Source organism: Pseudomonas sp. PA15(2017) (assembly GCF_001945395.1).
GTDB lineage: Bacteria > Pseudomonadota > Gammaproteobacteria > Pseudomonadales > Pseudomonadaceae > Aquipseudomonas.
The window spans coordinates 193067-212500 of record NZ_MSXV01000007.1 but is presented as its reverse complement, the minus strand read 5'-3'; the positions used below and the strand labels follow the sequence as shown (position 1 = coordinate 212500).

The 19434-nt window shown below is 65.6% G+C and carries 16 protein-coding genes and 1 pseudogene; 4 read left to right on the top strand and 13 right to left on the bottom strand.

Annotation, left to right across the window (positions count from 1 at the left end; all coding sequences use genetic code 11):
• Window positions 1–141: 141 nt before the first annotated feature.
• The gene (locus tag BVH03_RS03085) at window positions 142–2220 is read right to left on the bottom strand and encodes an LTA synthase family protein (protein ID WP_075959835.1); all 2079 of its coding nucleotides are present in this window, start codon (window positions 2218–2220) and stop codon (window positions 142–144) included.
• Between the two features lie 184 nt (window positions 2221–2404).
• Between BVH03_RS03085 and BVH03_RS03080 the strand changes: the two genes are divergently transcribed.
• A complete protein-coding gene (locus BVH03_RS03080; RefSeq protein ID WP_075959834.1) occupies window positions 2405–3283 on the top strand; it encodes a DNA-3-methyladenine glycosylase in 879 nt (292 codons plus the stop codon).
• A gap of 2 nt (window positions 3284–3285) precedes the next feature.
• Entirely contained in the window at window positions 3286–3783 is a 498-nt protein-coding gene (locus BVH03_RS03075; RefSeq protein WP_075959833.1) for a methylated-DNA--[protein]-cysteine S-methyltransferase, read from the top strand.
• On the opposite strand, the gene BVH03_RS03070 is transcribed toward BVH03_RS03075, so the two are convergent.
• The 3 genes from BVH03_RS03070 to aroC form a co-directional block, all read right to left on the bottom strand.
• Window positions 3780–4325, bottom strand: coding sequence for a hypothetical protein (locus BVH03_RS03070; protein ID WP_075959832.1), 546 nt, complete (start codon window positions 4323–4325; stop codon window positions 3780–3782). The two genes, BVH03_RS03075 and BVH03_RS03070, sit on opposite strands and share 4 nt — an antisense overlap.
• A 47-nt stretch (window positions 4326–4372) precedes the next feature.
• Window positions 4373–5518, bottom strand: coding sequence for an MFS transporter (locus BVH03_RS03065; protein WP_075959831.1), 1146 nt, complete (start codon window positions 5516–5518; stop codon window positions 4373–4375).
• Window positions 5519–5586: 68 nt separating this feature from the next.
• A complete protein-coding gene (gene aroC, locus BVH03_RS03060) occupies window positions 5587–6678 on the bottom strand; it encodes a chorismate synthase (protein ID WP_075959830.1) in 1092 nt (363 codons plus the stop codon).
• 164 nt (window positions 6679–6842) lie between these two features.
• On the opposite strand from aroC, the gene BVH03_RS03055 reads away from it, so the two are divergent.
• Together BVH03_RS03055 and BVH03_RS03050 are read left to right on the top strand one after the other, a co-directional pair.
• Window positions 6843–7823 (top strand): S9 family peptidase, encoded by a 981-nt coding sequence (locus BVH03_RS03055; RefSeq protein WP_075959829.1) that lies wholly within the window; start codon window positions 6843–6845, stop codon window positions 7821–7823.
• Window positions 7824–7928: 105 nt separating this feature from the next.
• Entirely contained in the window at window positions 7929–8711 is a 783-nt protein-coding gene (locus BVH03_RS03050; protein WP_075959828.1) for a hypothetical protein, read from the top strand.
• A gap of 302 nt (window positions 8712–9013) precedes the next feature.
• On the opposite strand, the gene BVH03_RS27145 is transcribed toward BVH03_RS03050, so the two are convergent.
• From BVH03_RS27145 to BVH03_RS03010, 9 genes and pseudogenes are all read right to left on the bottom strand, one after another.
• Window positions 9014–9718 (bottom strand): methyl-accepting chemotaxis protein, encoded by a 705-nt coding sequence (locus BVH03_RS27145; RefSeq protein ID WP_371915336.1) that lies wholly within the window; start codon window positions 9716–9718, stop codon window positions 9014–9016.
• A gap of 198 nt (window positions 9719–9916) precedes the next feature.
• Window positions 9917–10831: pseudogene (locus BVH03_RS27140) on the bottom strand (methyl-accepting chemotaxis protein); the annotation flags it as partial.
• A gap of 376 nt (window positions 10832–11207) precedes the next feature.
• A complete protein-coding gene (gene pdeM, locus BVH03_RS03040) occupies window positions 11208–11867 on the bottom strand; it encodes a ligase-associated DNA damage response endonuclease PdeM (protein WP_075959826.1) in 660 nt (219 codons plus the stop codon).
• Window positions 11864–14440, bottom strand: coding sequence for a ligase-associated DNA damage response DEXH box helicase (locus BVH03_RS03035; RefSeq protein WP_075959825.1), 2577 nt, complete (start codon window positions 14438–14440; stop codon window positions 11864–11866). Before BVH03_RS03035 ends, pdeM begins: the two co-directional genes overlap by 4 nt.
• The gene (locus BVH03_RS03030) at window positions 14437–16176 is read right to left on the bottom strand and encodes an ATP-dependent DNA ligase (RefSeq protein ID WP_075959824.1); all 1740 of its coding nucleotides are present in this window, start codon (window positions 16174–16176) and stop codon (window positions 14437–14439) included. Before BVH03_RS03030 ends, BVH03_RS03035 begins: the two co-directional genes overlap by 4 nt.
• Entirely contained in the window at window positions 16173–17186 is a 1014-nt protein-coding gene (locus BVH03_RS03025; protein WP_075959823.1) for a ligase-associated DNA damage response exonuclease, read from the bottom strand. Before BVH03_RS03025 ends, BVH03_RS03030 begins: the two co-directional genes overlap by 4 nt.
• A gap of 108 nt (window positions 17187–17294) precedes the next feature.
• The gene (locus BVH03_RS03020) at window positions 17295–17453 is read right to left on the bottom strand and encodes a DUF3309 family protein (RefSeq protein ID WP_004373322.1); all 159 of its coding nucleotides are present in this window, start codon (window positions 17451–17453) and stop codon (window positions 17295–17297) included.
• A 401-nt stretch (window positions 17454–17854) separates the two neighbouring features.
• On the bottom strand, window positions 17855–18673 hold the full coding sequence (locus BVH03_RS03015) for a shikimate 5-dehydrogenase (protein WP_075959822.1): 819 nt from the start codon (window positions 18671–18673) through the stop codon (window positions 17855–17857).
• A gap of 93 nt (window positions 18674–18766) precedes the next feature.
• Window positions 18767–19426 carry a bifunctional 4-hydroxy-2-oxoglutarate aldolase/2-dehydro-3-deoxy-phosphogluconate aldolase gene (locus BVH03_RS03010; RefSeq protein ID WP_075959821.1) on the bottom strand — a complete coding sequence of 220 codons (660 nt, stop codon included), beginning with the start codon at window positions 19424–19426 and terminating at the stop codon, window positions 18767–18769.
• Window positions 19427–19434 lie beyond the last annotated feature (8 nt).

Genomic DNA, 19434 nt, shown 5'->3' with positions numbered 1-19434 from the left:
CTGCTTTGCCCGCGACCTTCGCCCTGGATATAACCCATAAACGACAATGCCCCTATCAACCGATAGAGGCATTGTCTTCAACTCACCCTCGGACTGCTAGGTTTTCACACAGTCTGCTAGGCGCCGGTTTTCATTTCTGCCTCAGGGCTTTGGCTTGTCAGGCATGCCGTTCACCACGCCAGCCGTATTGTCCAGCAAGCTTTTGGTGGCGGTCTGCAGGAAGCCTTCAAGGCGTTTCTTCAGCTCCTCATCGACCGGGCCTTCGATGCGCGCGGCGGTCGGCTTGGCACCCAATTGGTAACGGTACAAGCGCGGCTCGAAATCCTTGGGCTGCACCAGCACCTGGTCGGCAGTGACGATGGCCACGGTCTGATCACCGCCAGAGGGTTTGATCACACCGACACCGCCGTCGCCCTCTGGCAGGTTGAGCAGATCGCGACCCCAGCATTGATGACGCGTCTCGCCGCCAAGGCGACCCATGATGGTCGGCACGATATCCACCTGGGTGCCGACGGTGTGGCTGACCTTGCCGAACTTCTCCTGGATACCGGGCGCGATCAACAGCAGCGGCACGTTGAAGCGCTGCAGGTCCATCTCGGTAACCTGGTCGAAACCACCGAAACCGTGATCGCCAACCATCACGAACAGCGTCTCGTTGAAATACGGTTCCTTGCGTGCCTTTTCGAAGAACTGCCCCAACGCCCAGTCCGAATAGCGCATGGCGGTGCGGTGCAGGTCTTGCTTGCCATCGATCATCACCGGTTCGACCGGCAGATCCTCCGGCAGCGCGTACGGCGTATGGTTGGAAAGCGTTTGCAGCAGTGCATAGAAAGGCTTTTGGCCATAATTGGTCCTCAGCTCCAGAGCGCCGCGGTCGAACATGTCCTGGTCGGACACGCCCCAGGTCGGGTCCATGAACACCGGGTCGACGAAATCCTCGCGACCGATGAAATGGGTCATGCCCTGGTTGCTGAAGAAGCCCGACTGGTTATCCCACTGGAAGTTGCCGTTATAGACGTACAGGTTGTCGTAGCCACGGGCGCCGAGCAGCTGCGGCAGGCCAGAGAACTTGTGGGAGCCCTCCGGCGTGCGCATCAGGTACTCGAAACCTGGCAGGTTCGGAAAGCACGCCATGGTGGCGAACATGCCTTGGTGGGTGTGAGTGCCGTTGGAGAAGAAGCGGTCGAACAGCAGCCCCTCCTGGCTCAACTTGTCGAAATACGGGGTGATGTTGCCGGGCGCACCGAGGGCGCCGACCGAATGCCCGGCAAAGCTTTCCATCAGGATGACCACCACGTTGCGGATCGGCAGGGTCTTGTCGCTCGGTGGCGTGTAGACGCGGCGCACGGCAGCGCTGTCGGCATCGATCAACTGATCGTCCGGAGTGAGCAGCATGTCGCGGGTGATCTGCCGGGCCTGGGCGTCTTCCAGGGTCGACTGCCAGGTGTTGTCACGGTGCGGGCCGAAGGTTGCCTGGGCGGCGGTGAACAGCGTCAGCGTGCCATTGAGACCCAGCTGGTTGGCGAACATCGATTCGGTCGTGTAGGCATCGCCCCAGCGCAGCGGCGGGCCCTGGCGCAGGTGGCCGCGAGCGGCGATCACGGCGATCAGCAGGCACACAAAGAACACCGACACCCGCCAGTACCAGGCGACCTTCGGCCGAGCGGTGCCCGTGCCAGCCGGCAGCTCGGTGCGGCTGGCCCGATCGAAGCGGCTGAACATCCACCACAACAGGCCGGTGATGACGAACCAGGCGATCAGATAGCGCGCCACCGGAAAACCATTCCAGAGCATGCTCATCACGGTGGCCTGGTCTTCCTGCAGGTACTGGAACACCAGGCTGTTGAGGCGCTGGTGGAATTCCTTGTAGAAATCCAGCTCGGCCAGGCCGAGAAACAGCGTGATGCTGGCGAAGACCGTCAGCCACAGGCGCTGCCAGCCGCGGGCCAGCATGGCGCGGGTGCTGAGCAAGGCGATCAGCAGTGGCGCGCAGGCGTAGACCACCACGCGCAGGTCGAAGCGCAGACCGTTGTAGAAGGCTTCGACGAAGGCGGCGCTCGGGGTGTCGCCGATCAGTTCGCGGTTGTAGCCCAGCAAGGCGACGCGCAGCAGCGTGTACATCACCAGCAGGGCCAGACCACTGAACAGGGTGAAGAGCAACTGGCTGCGTATCGGCTGCAAGGAGTTGGACGGGGTGCCCTGAACTGCTGTAGGGGTCATGTTCGATCATCCGCAAGAAACGTTTACTGCAGGCTCGGCCTGTGTCGGCGAGCGGCGCGGCGGCAGTCTGTACGTTGGGATGTGAAAAATTTGTCGATAGCGGTTCTCGACAAGTTGGACGAGAGCAGGTTTGAAAGTCACTTTCCACGCTGACAAGGCGCCACCCCGGCGTTATCTTCACGCCATGACAACTACCGAATCCATCTTCCTGCCGTATCGGGCGCCCTGGGACTGGCAGCAGTTCCACGCCCACTTCAGGCTGCGCGCCATCGGCGGGCAGGAATGCCTGGGCGAGCGCGACTACTGCCGCAGCTTTCGCCTTGGCGAAACCATTGGCTGGTTTCGCGTCACCGCCCTGCCCGACACACAGGCCCTGAAACTGGTGCACAGCGCCTCGGCCCGCGCTTGCCTGCCGGAACTCACACAGCGAGTACGGCGCATGTTCGACCTGGATGCCGACCCGGCGCTGATCGCCGCGCATTTTGCCGGCGACCCGCATCTGGCCGCGATGCTCGCGCGCCACCCCGGCCTGCGTCTGCCCACCGCCTTCGATGCATTCGAACAGGCGGTGCGCGCCATCGTTGGTCAGCAGGTCACGGTCAAGGCGGCGGTAACCATCACCGGCCGGCTCTTGGCCCGGCTCAGCGATCCACTGGCGGGCGCCCCGGCCGGTATCGACCGGCTGTTCCCAACCCCGGCGGCCATCGCCGAGGCCACGCTCGACGGCATCGGCATGCCCGGCAAACGGGTGCAGACCCTGCAGCATTTCGCCGCCCAGGTGGCCAGCGGCGCGTTGCGTCTGGATATCAGCCAGGGCGCCGACGAGCTGATCCAGCGCCTGTGCGCCCTGCCCGGCATCGGCCCGTGGACGGCCGAATACATCGCCCTGCGTGCCTTTGGTGACGCCGACGCCTTCCCCGCCAGTGACCTGGGCCTGCTCAAAGCGCCGATCTGGGGCCCGACCGGCATCAGCGCCCGGCAGCTGCAGTTGCACGCCGAAGCCTGGCGACCGTGGCGTGCCTACGCCGCCGCACATCTGTGGCATAACTATTCGGGAGGCTGAGGATGTTCTATCGCTACCAGCAAAGCCCTATCGGCTGCCTGTTCATGGTTGGCGACGAGCGCGGCCTGCAGCAGTTGCTGATGGACGTGGAGCGCACGCCCTGGCAGATCGGTGATGGCTGGCGCGAAGCCGGTTCACAGCTCGATGACGCCAGCCGCCAGCTCGATGAATACTTCGAAGGCCGCCGGCAACGCTTCGAGCTGCGCCTCAACCCGCAGGGCACACCCTTCCAGCAGGCGGTGTGGCAGGCGCTGCAGCAGATTCCCTTCGGCAAGATCGACAGCTACAGCGCCCTCGCCCAACGCATCGAGCGGCCCAACGCCGTGCGCGCCGTGGGTGCGGCCAATGGCGCCAACCCGATCTGCATCATCATTCCCTGCCACCGGGTGATTGGCCGCGACGGCAGCCTCACCGGCTTTGCCGGCGGCCTGCCGCGTAAACAGCTGCTGCTGGAACTCGAAGGCGCGGTGCCGAGGCCCCAGGCCAGCCTGTTCGACTAATCTTCCAGGCGCGGGAAGTCGGCAGCGATGGCATCACCGCTTGGCCACGCCGCCACGGCGTTTGCAGCAAACAGACGAACCGCCGCGCAGTGGGGAAATTCGCCCAGATCGAACCAGTGACGCGTGCCCGCCGGTACGCTGATCAGCGCATTGCGTTCACCGACCAAGGCGTAGACGTAGTCATCGACATGCAGGCTCAGCAGGCCCTGCCCGGCCAGAAACAGGTATAGCTGCGCGCCATCGGCCAGCACTTCGACCAGCGCCTGAGGCGGCTTTTCGCCCTCGCGGGGCCAGCGGCGCTGGTCGATGCTGATCACCTCGGCCTGGCTCAGGTCGCCGTCACGCCTGAGCGGCTCCAGCGACTCGCCCAGGGCGGCGAAAATGGCCTCGCTGGCATCCCCAGCCTGCACCCGTGCCTGGAGCGGCAACTCGCGATACTCGATACCGACGGCCGCCAGCGTGCTGGCGATGTCCTCGGCATGGCCCAGCACCTTGTCGGGAATCTGCGGGCTGGACTGGTGATGAACGCTCAGGCGACTCATGGGTAATTCCTGTCTGGTGTCGGCCACCTCGCGGCGACCTGATTGGGTCATGTCGGCTCGGCCGTGCGTCGGGCCATGATAACGGCTGCGACCAACGCGGCCAGTCCCGCCAGGGCGAATGTCCACGGCGGGCCAAGGCCGTTCCAGCTATAGCCGGCGTACAGGGCACCCAGCGCGCCGCCGATGCCGGCCAGCGAGGCGTAGAGCGCCTGCCCCTGGCCCTGCTGGCGCGCGCCGAAGCTGCGCTGCACGAAGGCGATGGATGCAGCATGGAAACTGCCGAAAGTAGCGGCATGCAGCACCTGGGCGAACAGCAGCACGCTCAGGTGATCGGCCAGAAAGCCCATCAGCACCCAACGCAGTGCCGCGATGGCGAAACTGGCGATCAGCACCTGGCGCAGGCTGAAGCGTTGCAGCAGGCGCGCCATGGCCATGAACACCAGCACCTCGGCGACCACCCCCAGCGCCCACAGCATACCGATCAGCCCACGGCTGTAACCGAGCTGCTCCAGGTGGATGCTCAGAAAGGTGTAATACGGCCCGTGGGACAGCTGCATCAGCGCCACGCACAGGTAGAAGGCCAGCACCCCGGGCCGCCTGAGCTGCCTCAGGAAACCACCCTGATCCGGTGATTGCGAGGACGCCAACGGCTGCGCATCCGGTACCCAGAAGCTGCTCAGGGCGATGCCGGTGATGATCAGCAACAGTGCCCAGGGATAGACCTCCAGGCTCAGCAGATCGAACGCCTTGCCCAGGCCGACCACGCTGAGAATGAAACCGATCGAGCCCCACAGACGGATCTGCGCATAGCGCGCCGACTGCTCGCGCAGGTGCGCCAGGGTGATGACTTCGAACTGCGGCAGCACCGCATGCCAGAAGAAGGCATGCAACGCCATCACCAGCGCCAGCCAGGCGTAACTCTGGCTGACGAAGATCAGGCTCAGGCTGAGCAACGTGCTCAAGGCGCCCAACCGCACGATCAGCAGGCGCCGGCCGCTGTAATCGCCCAGCCAGCCCCACAGGTTCGGCGCGATGCAGCGCATCAGCATGGGAATGGCCACCAGCTCGCCGATGCGTGCCGGCGAGAACCCCAAGTGAGCGAAGTACAGGCCGAGAAACGGCGCCGTGGCGCCCAGCAGGGCGAAGTAGAAGAGGTAGAAACCGGACAGCCGCCAGTACGGCAGTGTAGCCATGGGCGGCAAGCCTCAGGCTGCAGGCGCGAACAGAGCGCCGGCCCCGCTACCGGCGCACACCGGTATGCTCACAGTTGCGCCAGCACCGGCGTGGTCACGCGCACGTCGGCGTTCTGTCCACGGTGACGCAGCAGGTGATCCATCAGCACCATGGCCATCATCGCTTCGGCGATCGGCGTAGCGCGGATGCCGACGCAGGGGTCGTGGCGGCCTTTGGTGATCATGTCCGCCGGGTTGCCATCGACATCGATGGAGCGGCCCGGCGTGGTGATGCTGGAAGTCGGTTTGAGCGCCAGGTGAGCAACGATCGGCTGGCCGCTGGAAATACCGCCGAGAATGCCGCCGGCATGGTTGGACACGAAGCCCGCCGGGGTCAGCTCGTCGCGGTGCTCGGTGCCGCGCTGGGCGACGGCCGCGAAACCATCACCGATTTCCACGCCCTTGACCGCGTTGATGCTCATCAGCGCATGGGCCAGCTCGGCATCCAGGCGGTCGAAGATGGGCTCGCCGAGGCCCGGCATCACGCCTTCGGCGACCACGGTGATCTTCGCGCCCACCGAATCCTGGTCGCGGCGCAGTTGGTCCATGTAGGCCTCCAGCTCTGGCACCTTGGCAGGATCAGGGCTGAAGAAGGCGTTCTCTTCCACCGAATCCCAGGTCTTGAACGGGATCTCGATAGGACCCAACTGGCTCATGTAGCCGCGAACGACGATGCCCTGGCTGGCCAGGTACTTCTTGGCGATGGCGCCAGCCGCCACGCGCATGGCGGTTTCGCGGGCCGAGCTGCGGCCGCCGCCACGGTAGTCGCGGATGCCGTACTTGTGGTGGTAGGTGTAGTCGGCGTGAGCCGGGCGGAACAGGTCCTTGATTGCCGAATAGTCCTTGGACTTCTGGTCGGTGTTGCGGATCAGCAGGCCGATGGCACAGCCAGTGGTCTTGCCTTCGAATACCCCGGAGAGGATTTCCACCTCGTCAGCTTCCTGGCGCTGGGTGGTATGGCGGCTGGTGCCGGGCTTGCGGCGGTCCAGGTCACGCTGCAGGTCGTCCAGGGAAATCTCCAGGCCGGGCGGGCAGCCGTCGACGATGGCGACCAGCGCCGGGCCATGGCTCTCGCCTGCCGTGGTGACGGTGAACAGCTTGCCGAAGGTATTGCCGGACATTGCACGAGGCTCCAGAGAAGTTCGATCCGCAGCCTGCGGCGAAAAGGCAGGCCCATGAAGAAAGCCGCTGAGTATACTCCCAGCCAAGCGCCGAGATCACCCGCGCGCGAACCTTTGGCCATTTGCCAGCGTCCAACAGAGCCCATCAAAGACCCGTTTCCATCATGCTGCGAGCCTTGCTTTTGACCCTATCCCTCTTCACTGGCCTGGTTCAGGCCGCCTCCATCCTGCGTGAGCCGGCCAGCCTGGATACAGGCCAGGGCGTGCTTAACGGCTCATTGGTGCTGCCGCAGCGCAGCGAAGCGGTGCCCGTGGTACTGCTGGTGGCCGGCTCCGGGCCGACCGACCGCAATGGCAACAATCCCGGTGGCGGGCATAACGATGCGCACCGCAAACTGGCCCAGGCCCTGGCCCAGCAAGGCATCGCCAGTATGCGTTACGACAAGCGCGGCATCGCCGCCAGCTTTGCCGCCACGCCGCATGAGCGCGACCTCAGCGTGGAGCGCTATGTGGCCGACGTGGTGGCCTGGGTGCATCAATTGCGCCAGGACAAACGCTTCAGCCAGGTGATTCTGGTCGGCCACAGCGAAGGCGCACTGATCGCCGCCCTGGCAGCCAACCAGACAGACGCGGATGCGCTCGTATCGATCGCCGGTAGCGCACGCCCCATCGATCAACTGCTGCGCGAACAACTGCGCAACCGCCTGCCGCCGCGCCTGCGTAGCGAAGCCGAGGCGCTGCTCGAAGCCCTGCAAGAGGGCCGCCAAGTGCCGCAGGTGTCGGACGAGCTGACCGTGCTGTTCCGCACCAGCGTGCAGCCCTACCTGATTTCCCTGTTCCGCCAGGACCCGGCTGCCGCCTTTGCCCAGGTCAAGGTGCCGGCGCTGATCCTGCAGGGCGATCACGACATCCAGGTCAGCGTGCAGGACGCCGAAGCGCTGCACGCTGCCAACCCGCGTGCCGAGCTGCAGATCGTCACCGGCATGAACCATGTGCTGCGCATCGTGCCGCTGGACATGGAGGCGCAACTGGCCTCCTATAACAACCCTGACCTGCCCCTGGCCCGGGGCCTGACCACACGCCTGGCCAGCTTTATCAAGGCGTTGCCCCCTGCAGAGACGGCCAAAGCTGCCGATAACCCTTAGAACCGCTCATGACCTGCTGCGCAGCGACCGCTGGTTGCCCCTCGGGATCATGAGTCCGTCCAGACCGCCCTGCCTGGTGCAGCGCGGCTTGTCGAGGAACGCCAGATGACCGACAGCGAAACCACCGCCGTCGCCACGCCGGAAGGCGAACAGCCCGAGCCGTCCCACCCTTGGGCCGGCCTGGCCGCGGAACATTTTCGCCTGCTGCGCCTGGCGCCTCTGCCGGTCGACCGCCACACCGGCGCCCGCCCGCTGCGTTTCCTGCAGTTCGGCCGCGTCGAGCGACATAGCAAGGAGCACAGCCTGCTGCGCCTGAGCCTGCAGCTGCCCGGCCAGAAGGTACGCAAGGAGCAGAACGTGCTGGAACTATGGCTCGACCACCGCGCCAAAGAAGCCCGCTTCGGCCCCGACAGCGGCCTGAGCCTGGAGCCGCAGAACCGAGGCCTGGGCCGTTTTCTACTGGCCCAGGCCGCGGCCTGGGCGAAGCAGCACTGTGCCCATTACACCCTGGAAAGCGGCCCCCTGCCCAGCCGCGATGCGCTCAACGACGAAGCTCGCGCGCGGCGAGATCATTGCCTAAAGGCACAGGGCCTCAGCGTCGACTACCAGGAGAATCAACTCAAGGCGCAATACGGCGCCCCGCGGCTCAGCGCCCTGCATAGCGACTGGAACAACGAGAAGGTCAGGTTCATCGAACAGCTCGACGCCGCGCAGATGCTGCAACAGGCCGACCAGAACCTGCTGGAACAGGACGCCCAGCTACGCAAGCAGCATGAGCGCCTGGAGCAGCTCAAGCGTGAAGACGGCGGCCTGCGTTTCACCATTGCCTGCCTGGTGGCCTTCTGTTTGTTCCAGGCGGGATTGCTGATCTGGATAGCCACGCACTAAACACTCCTTCACGACCTTCGGCTCGGCTTCATTCTTTTGCCTGCAAAGTGGCGGTAGCGGCCGTTCCCCGATCCACTGTGGGAGCGCGCCATGCGCGCGAAAATCGCGGGCATGGACTAGGCGTCCCCGCCCGCTCCCACAGATACTGCGCTGATGTCCGCTTCTGCCTTTTAGCAGCCTGTTTATGCCACCTGAAAAGATCGTGAACAGGTTCTAAGCCACCGCCACGTCGCTGCTGTCAAAACGAAAAAGGCCGTAGCTCTTGGGAGCTACGGCCTTTTCGTTTCAGCTCACCGTCCCGATCAGACGCGGAAGTGGCTGACCATCTGCTGCAGCTGGCTGCCCAGGCGGGCCAGTTCGACGCTGGAGGCGGCGGTTTCCTCGCTGGCGGCCGCGGTCTGCTCGGAGATGTCGCGCACGTTGATCACGCTGCGGCTGATCTCTTCGGCGACCGCGCTCTGCTGCTCGGCGGCAGCCGCGATCTGCTGGTTCATCGACTGGATGTTGGACACCGTGCGGGTGATGCTTTCCAGCGAACCACCGGCCTTGCGCGTCAGCTCCACGGTGCTGTCGGTCAGTTCGCGGCTGCTGTGCATGATGTTGGCGACCTGCTGGGTGCCATGCTGCAGGCCGGCGACCAGTTCCTCGATCTCCTCGGTGGATTTCTGCGTGCGCTGGGCCAGGCCGCGTACCTCGTCGGCGACCACGGCAAAACCACGGCCGGCTTCACCGGCACGGGCGGCTTCGATGGCGGCGTTAAGGGCCAGCAGGTTGGTCTGCTCGGCCACGGCCTTGATCACGTCCATCACGCTGCCGATCTTGTTGCTTTCCTGCTGCAGGTGGCTCATCGCCTCGGTGGAGCGTGTCACTTCGGCAGCCAGGCGCTCGATCTGCGCGATGGCCTCGCTGACCACGCGATCGCCCTGGTTGGCTTCACGGTCGGCATCGGAGGCGGCGCGCGAGGCGTCGGCGGCGTTGCGCGCGACTTCCTGCACGGTGGCGGACATCTCGTGCATGGCGGTGGCCACCTGATCGGTTTCCACCTTCTGGCTGTTGACCCCGGCGCTGGTCTGCTCGGTCACGGCCGACAGCTCTTCGGCAGCGCTGGCGATCTGGGTGACGCCATCGCGGATGCCGCCAATCAGGTCCCGCAGGGTGCTGCCCATGCGCTGGATGCCCTGCTGCAGCACGCCCATTTCGTCGCGACGGGTCACCTGCAGGGTCTGGCTCAGGTCGCCACCGGCGATGCGCTCCACGGCGACCAGGGTTTCCTGCAGCGGGCGGGTGATCTGGCGGGTGATCAGCCAGGCCGCCAGGATGCCGACCAGCAAGGCGATCAACGTGGTGCTCAGCTGCAGGGTGCGGGCCGAGGCCGTTTCGCTGTTGCGGCGCTCAAGCTGGATGGCGGTCAGCTCCTTGCTGATGCGCACGATCTCGTAGCCTTCGTCGGTCAGTTCCTTGCGCGCCACGGCGATGGTTTCGGTGGCGTTCTTGAAGGCCATGACGGCGTTGCGATAGTTGTCCAGCGCACTGGTGACCTGGCTGACGCGCTGCGGATGCTCGGCAGCGAATGCCTGGCGGAACGCATCCATATCCTTGATGGTGGCATCGATCTGGGCGATGGCCGCGCGCTCGGCGTCGGCGTTTGGCGTGCCGGTGTAGCCACGCACCTGATAACGCACCAGTTGCCAGTCTTCCTTAGCCTTGGTAATGGCCTGGAACTGCGCAGCGCGGCTGTCATCGTAGGGCGGCAGGTTCATCACCGCCGTGTTGATCTCGTCGATCGCCTCGCCAGCGCTCACCGCGTTGCGGGTCATTTCCTGGCGGGCGTCGTTACTGGCACGGTAGCCACTGCGCATCTTGTTCAGCGACAGCTGGTACGCGTCGATCTGCGCCCCCTGGGCCTGCAGCAGGCGCACGTTTTCCGGGCTCTTGAAGCTGGAAAGAACCTGGCCGTGTTGAGCCTTGAAGCCATCGAGGGACTTCTGCACGGTTTCGGCGATTTGCTCGTCGCCGTTGGCCAGCATGTATTGCAGGCGAGTGATGCGCAGGTCGGTCAGCGTGTCGTTCAGGCGCGCGATGTCGGCCGTCCAGTCACTGCGCTGGATGAGGCTGCCCATGCTGGTCCAGCCGGTCAGCGCGAGTATGCAGGTGAGGGCGAGCACGAGGCCGAAGCCCAAGGCAAGTTTCAAGGTAACGCTGATGTTCGAAAACCAGCTGTTCATTCAATCGTTCTCCGACTTTTATAACCGAGTTAGAGCAGCTGGAGAGTTATTGTTGGACCAGGCTGATTTTTTGAGCGGCACGCATTCTATCGGCAGGCCGATAAATAACTAGAGGCAGGTGAATCGTTTCATCTGACAGGTGAACATGCGGGCGAAAAGTTGACGCTCGTAGTGGGAGATAAATCACGATTGTTCAACGATGTATCGCCGACAAACGGCAAATCGCCAGTATTCCGACCACCCGAGACGTGACGATCTGTCGCACGAAAAATCAGGCCAAGCGCCACACCGAACCATCCAGCGCCCCATAAATGGCCCGCTGAATGGTAGCCTCGATGGCCAAGCCGCCAGTGAACTCACCGAACGCCGGTAGCAGGGTCGCCGCCGGCTCGATGCAGAAGCACGGCATGCGCAACCGGTCCCGCCCTCGCCCACGCAGCACGAACACCGGATGCAGGTGCCCGGCGAGCACGTGGCGGCCCGGGCAGCTCGTCAGCTCATGACACAAGGCGAACGGCCCCATCGGCCAAGGCTCGCTCACCACCTCGATACCCAGCTCGGCCGGGGGATCACCGGCACTGCGATCATGGTTGCCACGTATCAGCAGGATCTGCAGAGCGGGATTACGGGCTCGCCAGGCCTGCAAGGCGGCCAGGGTGCTGCCACCGCGCGCCGGCCTGGCATGCAGGAAGTCGCCGAGAAAGATCAGTTGCCGGGTGGGATAGTCCTGCAGCATCCGGTCGAGGCGTTGCAGGTTGCGCGCCGTGGTGCCCTGGGGTACCGGCTGACCAAGTACGCGGTAGGTGGCCGCCTTGCCGAAATGCGCATCGGCGATCAGCAGCGCCTGGCGGGCCGGCCAGTACAGCGCCTTGTCGGCCAGCAGCCAGAGGGTTTCCCCGGCCAGCTCCACTGCCAGATGAGCTGCACTCATGCAGATCCGGCCTTGGCCTTGCCTCGCGGGCGTCCATCCTTGCGCTTGCGTTCGCGGCGGCGGCTTGCCGGTTCGACCTCGACCAGCGGTGCGCCCACCACCTGCGGGCCAGGCCCGGCGGCACGCTCCAGTTCGCCGAGCATACGGGCGATGCGGTCAGCGAGCTTTTCCGAACTGAGCCGCTCGCGAAAGCGCTCGACCATCAACGGGAACGCCAGCGGCGTGGCGCGGCGCAAGGCGTGCAGGTTCAGCCGTGCGGCACGCATGTCGGCCAGGGTATGGCGCAGCAACTGCACGTCCAGCTCCTGGCTCAGCACTTCGTCATGGGCCTGGGCGAGCAACAGGTTGCCGGGGTCGTACTGGCGGAACACGTCGAAGAACAGGCCGCTGGAAGCCTGTACCTGGCGCAGGCTCTTACCCGCTCCGGGATAGCCGTCGAACACCAGCCCGGCAATCCGCGCGATCTCGCGAAAGCGCCGCTGTGCCAGCTCTCCGGCATTGAGGCTGGCGAGCACGTCATGCAACAGATCGCGCTCGTCGAACAGCTCGCCGTCGAGCAGTTGCCGCCATTCCACTTCACTGGCGCACAGCAGCTCCAGGCCGTAGTCGTTGACGGCGATGGAAAAACTCAGCGGCCGCCGCTGCCCAAGGCGCCAGGCCAGCAGGCTGGCCAGCCCGAGGTGCACGTTGCGCCCGGCGAAGGGATAGAGAAACAGATGCCAGCCTTCGCGCGAATGCAGGGTTTCGGCCAGCAGCGTGCCGGGTGCCGGCAATGCCGACCAATTGGCCTGCACCTCGAGCAGCGGCTGCAGCAGGCGCATTTCCGGGCCCTCGAAACGACCCTGAGCGGCCTCGCCAAAGCGCGCCACCAATGCTTCGGCGAGGGTGTTGGAAAGTGGCATGCGCCCGCCATTCCAGCGCGGTACGCTGGCTTTGCCGGCAGCGCTGCGCTTTACGTAGGCGGTCATGTTCTCGACCCGCACCAGCTCCAGTGGGCGACCGCCGAACAGGAACACGTCGCCGGGCCGCAAGCGGGCAATGAAGCCCTCCTCCACGCTGCCCAGGGAACCGCCGCCGCCCTTGCTCCACCACTTCACGGTCAGGCTGGCATCGCTGACGATGGTGCCCACGCTCATCCGGTGGCGCCGCGCCAGGCGCGGGCTGGGTACCCGCCAGATGCCCTCTGCGTCCGGCTCCACCCGCTGGTAGTCAGGGTAGGCACTCAGGGACTCACCGCCCTGGCGTACGAAGGCCAGCGCCCAGCGCCACTGCGCGTCGTCGAGGTCGCGATAGGCCCAGGTGCTGCGTATTTCGCGCAGCAGTTCGTCAGGCCGAAAGCCACCACCAAGGGCCATGCTGACCAGATGCTGGACCAGCACGTCCAGCGGCTGACGGGGCGACTCACGGGCCTCGATCCGCCCGGCCGCCACCGTATCCTGCAGGGCAGCCGCCTCGAGCAGTTCCACGGCATGGGTCGGCACCAACGTCGCGCGTGAGGTGCGCCCGGGCGCATGGCCGGAGCGCCCGGCGCGCTGCAACAAACGTGCGACGCCCTTGGCCGAGCCGATCTGCAGCACCCGCTCGACCGGCAGGAAATCGACCCCCAGATCCAGGCTGGAGGTGCACACCACCGCCTTGAGCTTGCCTTGTTTGAGGCCGTTCTCGACCCAGTCGCGCACTTCCCGGGCCAGCGAGCCGTGATGCAAGGCGATCAGCCCGGCCCAGTCCGGCCGTGCCTCGAGCAACGCCTGATACCAGAGTTCCGACTGCGAGCGGGTGTTGGTGAACACCAGGCTGACGCTGCTCTTATCCAGTTCCTCGACCACCTGGGGCAGTAACCGCAAGCCCAGGTGACCGGCCCAGGGAAAGCGCTCCACCGCTGGCGGCAACAGGGTGTCGATCAGCGGCCTGCCGCCCTGCTCGCCACGCACCAGACGCCCGTTGCCGTCGGGCAGTAGGACCTCCAGCGCGTGAGGCTGATTGCCCAGGGTTGCCGACAGCCCCCAGACGATCAGTTGCGGATTCCACAGGCGCAGCCGCGCCAGGGCCAGCTGCAACTGCACGCCGCGCTTGTTGCCGAGTAGCTCGTGCCACTCGTCCACCACCAGCATGCCGACACGGGCGAACTGGTTTTTTGCGTCGGCACCGGTCAGCAGCAGGGTCAGGCTTTCGGGGGTGGTCACCAATGCCGTGGGCAGGCGCCGCGCCTGGCGCTGACGTTCCGCGCTGCCGGTGTCGCCGGTGCGCATGCCCACCGTCCAGGGCAACTCCAGGCCGTCGATCGGTGCCTGCAAGGCGCGCTGCGTATCGGCAGCCAGGGCGCGCATCGGGGTGATCCACAGCACCGTCAGGGGAGCCGCTGTCGGCGCTCGTTTGCTGCCTGCGGCCTTCTTCGGCAGCGCCTTACCGGCGAAAAGATTGAGCGCGGCCAGCCATACCGCGTAGGTCTTGCCGGCGCCGGTGGAGGCATGCAGCAAGCCGCTATGACCATCGGCGACCGCCTGCCAGACCTCCTTCTGGAAATCGAAGGCCTTCCAGCCGTTACGCCGCAGCCAGGTGCTGGCCAGGCTCATGGCAGCAATTCCTGCAGCAGCTCCAGAGTGTCGGCCTCCTCCACGCCTTTGTCATGACGCCAGCGCAGCATCCGCGGAAAGCGCACGGCGATGCCGCTCTTGTGCCGGGGCGAACGGGCGATGCCCTCGAAGCCCAGCTCGAACACCAGGCTAGGGGTGACGCTGCGCACCGGGCCGAATTTCTCCACCGTGGTCTTGCGCACGATGGCATCCACCTTGCGCATTTCCTCGTCGGTAAGCCCCGAGTAGGCCTTGGCGAAGGGCACCAGACGCCGTTCGGGATCACCCGGCGCGCCGTCCCACACGGCAAAGGTGTAATCGCTGTACAAACTGGCGCGGCGGCCATGACCGCGCTGGGCGTAGATCAGCACGGCGTCGACGCTCAACGGGTCGATCTTCCATTTCCACCACACCCCAACGTCCTTGCTGCGCCCCACGCCATAGGCCGACTCACGGGCCTTGAGCATCATGCCCTCGACGCCCAGCGAGCGTGAGGCTTCGCGCTGCTCGGCGAGAGTCTGCCAAGTGTCGCCATGCAGCAGCGGCGACGGCATCAGCCGGGGGCTGGCGCAGTTGGCCACCACCTGTTCCATCTGCGCACGGCGCTGGTGCTGCGGGTGGCTGCGCCAGTCCTCGCCCTGCCATTCCAGCAGGTCGTAAGCGAGCACCGCCACCGGCACTTCCTCGAGCAGTTTGCGGCTGAGGGTCTTGCGGCCGATGCGCTGCTGCAAGAGAGCGAACGGCTGGATGCCGAATCGTTCGAGCTGCTCCTCGACCTGATCGTTGAGGCGCTCGGCAGGCACGGACGCCGCTGCGGCCATCAACTCGCCCTGCCTGGCGGTCGCATCCGGCGCATGCCGCCAGACCACCAGCTCGCCATCGATCACCGTGCCGTCGGGCAACAGCGGCGCCAACTCCTGCAGCTCGGGAAAGCGCTCGCTGATCAATTCTTCGCCACGCGACCAGACCCACAACTGGCCATCGCGCTTGACCAGCTGCGCGCGAATGCCATCCCACTTCCATTCGATCAGCCAGTCGCCGGGTGCCCCCAGGCTGGCGTCGAACTCCTCCAGCGGGCGCTGCAGCGGATGGGCGAGAAAGAATGGATAAGGCTGGCCACCGCGCTGGGCGTGCTCGTCTTCTGATTCAGCGGCGATGAGCCGTTCATAGGACGCCGCCGTGGGCCGATTCGACAGGTCGGTATAGCCGACCAGGCGCTGGGCAACACGCTTGGCGTCCACCTCGGCGATGGCCGCCAGGGCGCGGGTGACCAACAGCTTGGAAACCCCGACCCGGAACGCGCCGGTGATCAGCTTGATGCTGACCATCAACGATTGCCGGTCGAGCTGCGCCCACAGGGCGTCCAGACGCATCGCCAGTTCATCAGGCGGCAGACCGCGCAACGGCAGCAGTTTCTGCTCGACCCACACCGCCAGGCCGTCTCCGGAGGTCGAGGTGGCCTCGGGCAACAACAGCGCGATGGTTTCCGCCAGGTCGCCCACCGCCGAATAGCTCTCCTCGAACAACCAGTCGGACAGGCCCGCACGCTGCATCGCCAGTTCGCGCAGTTGCCGCGAAGGCACCAATTGCCGTGGTCGGCCGCCGGCCAGAAAGTACACGGCCCAGGCGGCATCAGCGGGCTCGGCATCGCGCAGGTAATCCTGCAGGGCAGCGAGCTTGGCGTTGCTCGAGGTAGTGGCATCGAGGCGCGCATAAAGCTGCGCGAAAGCGATCATGAACTCGCCTCGACCGCGGCGTCTTCTTCCTCACCGTATTCGGTGGCGAAGGCCTGGGCGTCCAGGCCCTGCTCGCGCAGATGGCGAACGAGGATGTTCACCGAGCCGTGGGTGACCATCACCCGCTCGGCGCCGGTCTGCTCGATGGCCCACAGCAAGCCCGGCCAGTCGGCATGGTCGGACAGCACGAAACCGCGGTCCACGCCGCGGCGCCGACGCGTGCCGCGCAGCAGCATCCAGCCGCTGGCGAAGGCATCGCTATAGTCGCCGAAGCGGCGGATCCAGGTGCTGCCGCCAGCCGATGGCGGCGCCAGCACCAGCGCCTGGCGCAGCAGCGGATCACCCTTGGGCACATCGCCGGCGTAGCGTGTTTCGGGCAGGTAGACACCGGCATCGCGATACACCTGATGCAGCGGTTCCATGGAGCCATGGCCAAGGATCGGCCCAATGCTTTCATCGATGCCGTGGAGGATGCGCTGCGCCTTGCCGAAGGCGTAGCAGAACAGCACGCTGGCGCGACCGGCTTGCTGGTTCTGCCGCCACCAGTCGTTGATGCCCGCGAAGATCTGCGCCTGGGGCTGCCAACGGTAGATCGGCAGACCGAAGGTCGATTCGGTGATGAAGGTGTGGCATCGCACCGGCTCAAAAGGGTCGCAGGTGCCGTCCGGCTCGACCTTGTAGTCGCCTGACGCGACCCAGACTTCGCCCCGGTACTCCAGGCGCACCTGAGCCGATCCCAGCACGTGCCCGGCAGGGTGGAAGCTCAGGGTGACGCCGTGGTGGTCGATGATTTCGCCGTAGGCCAGGGTCTGCAGGTTTATGTCGCGGCCCAGGCGCGTACGCAGAATACCCTCGCCCGGCGCTGCGGCCAGGTAATGGGCGCTGCCGGTGCGCGCATGGTCGCCATGGCCATGGGTGATAACGGCGCGCTCGACGGGACGCCAGGGGTCGATGTAGAAATCTCCGGGAGGACAATACAGGCCTTCGGGCCGTGCAATCACCAGATCCAAGCAGGCGACCTCCGGGGTGAGAGATGAGGGGGATGTTGCGGGGCTGGGCCACCGTCAGCGGCGAGAACCGCCGACGGCGACGCCTGCATCAGCGATGCAGGCGCTGGCTCATATGTAGCCCAGTAGCAGCAGTACCAGCACGATGACCAGCACCAGTCCAAGGCCGCCGGTAGGCCCGTAGCCCCAGCTGCGGCTGTGCGGCCATGCCGGTATGGCACCAATCAGCATCAGGATCAGAATGATCAGCAGTATGGTTCCCAAGCCCATGGCTATCTCCTTGCTCGTCTGTCGGCGGCCGCCGATTAGCGACGCACCTGGCTTCGGAAGCCTGGGTAAGGCGTTCCGTTCGGATTGCAGGGCATGGCGCTACGGCGAAGCCAGCGTCTGGCAGAGCGCTCGACGCAGCGCCATGCCCTACACCTTTTACGACTTGGCTGGGAAACGGAAAGTGCAAACTTTTAATGACACCGTCTTACAAATTGCCGGTAAGGGCACCCGGGGTCCTCAGCGCGCGAGAGCGTTCGCGTCGGGGCGACGCGCCTACACGATTGGTGCTGAATCTGCAGTCGTGAAGGAGCCGCGACCTGCGGCGAATGGTGCTTGCGCCGCCAGTTTCACGGCAAGGCCGCCACCGAATTCGCGCGGGCCGAGACGGCGACCTGAGCGCCTTACTCGGCCAGAGCGCAGCGCGCCGCCCGTTCGATCAGCTCGGCATCGGGGCGCACGCCGGTGTACAGCACGAATTGCTCGACGGCTTGCAGCACGATCACTTCGCCACCGGTGATCACCGGCTTGCCCAGGGAACGTGCCAGACGAATCAGCGGAGTTTCCACCGGCACGGCGACCACATCGAAAACCCACTGCGCTGCTGCCACCGCCTGCTCGCTGAAGGCCAGCTGGCCGGCCTCGGCGCCGCGCATGCCAAGGGGCGTGACGTTGACCAGCAGCTGTGCCGGCTCGGCGTCCAGCGCCTCGCTCCAGTGCACGCCGCATTGCTCGGCCAGCGCCCTGCCCGCCGTCTCGTTGCGGGCGATGATGCTACCGTCGGCGAAGCCGCTGTCGCGCAGTGCGCAGGCCACGGCCTTGGCCATGCCGCCGCTGCCGCGCAGGGCATAGCGACTGGCCGCAGGCACGCCGTGTTTCTGCAACAGTTTCACCACCGCGCTGTAGTCGGTGTTGTAGCCGGTCAGGCGGCCATCATCGGCTACGATGGTGTTGACCGACTGCAGCGTCGCCGCCGAGTCGTGCAAGCCATCGAGGTGTTCGATGCAGGCCTCCTTGAACGGCATCGACACCGCGCAGCCGCGCACGCCAAGGGCGCGAATGCCGCCAATGGCCGCCGGCAGATCGGTGGTGGTGAAGGCCTTGTACAGGTAATCCAGCTCCAGCTCGCGGTACAGATAGTTCTGAAAGCGCGTGCCGAAGTTACCGGGCCGCCCGGAGAGCGACATGCACAAGCGAGTGTCTTTGCTGATGCGCAGGGTCATTCGCGAACCTCGAAAATAGAGACGCCGGCGCGACAGAGGCATCGAGCCGGCGACGGAAATGTTCAAGCAGGCCCGCGTGTCGCGGGCCGAGACTCAGCCCAGCAGCGCCAGGGCGTCGGCACTGGCTTGGCGCACGGCGTCCCAGCCTTTGCTGCTGTCGAGCATCCAGCTGCCGCCCACGCACATCACATTGGGCAGCGCCATGTAGTTTTGCACGTTGGCCGGGCCGACGCCGCCGGTCGGGCAGAAGCGGATATCGCCAAATGGACCGCCCAGCGCCTTGAGCGCGGCAGTACCGCCGCAGACCTCGGCCGGGAACAGCTTGAAGCGGCGATAGCCCAGGGCATAGCCGACCATGATCTCCGAGGCACTGGCCACGCCAGGGAGCATCGGCACCGGGCTTTGCAGTGCAGCGCGCAGCAGTTCGTCGGTGGAGCCGGGGCTGACGATGAACTGGGCACCGGCCTCCTCCACCGCTTCGAGCATATGGCGATCGAGCACCGTGCCGGCCCCCACGCACAGGTGCGGGCGTTCTTTGCGCAGGCGGCGGATGGCGGTCAGGCCATGGGGCGAGCGCAGGGTGATTTCCAGCACTTGCAGACCGCCGGCATCCAGGGCGTCGGCCAGCGGCAGAATGTCTTCTTCACGGGCAATGGTGATCACCGGCATGATTCGCGCACGGGCGCAGAGCGCGTCGATACTTTCGATCTTTTCCGCCATGGTCGGGGCTGGACGGCTGATGGCTTGTGTCATGGTCGTGT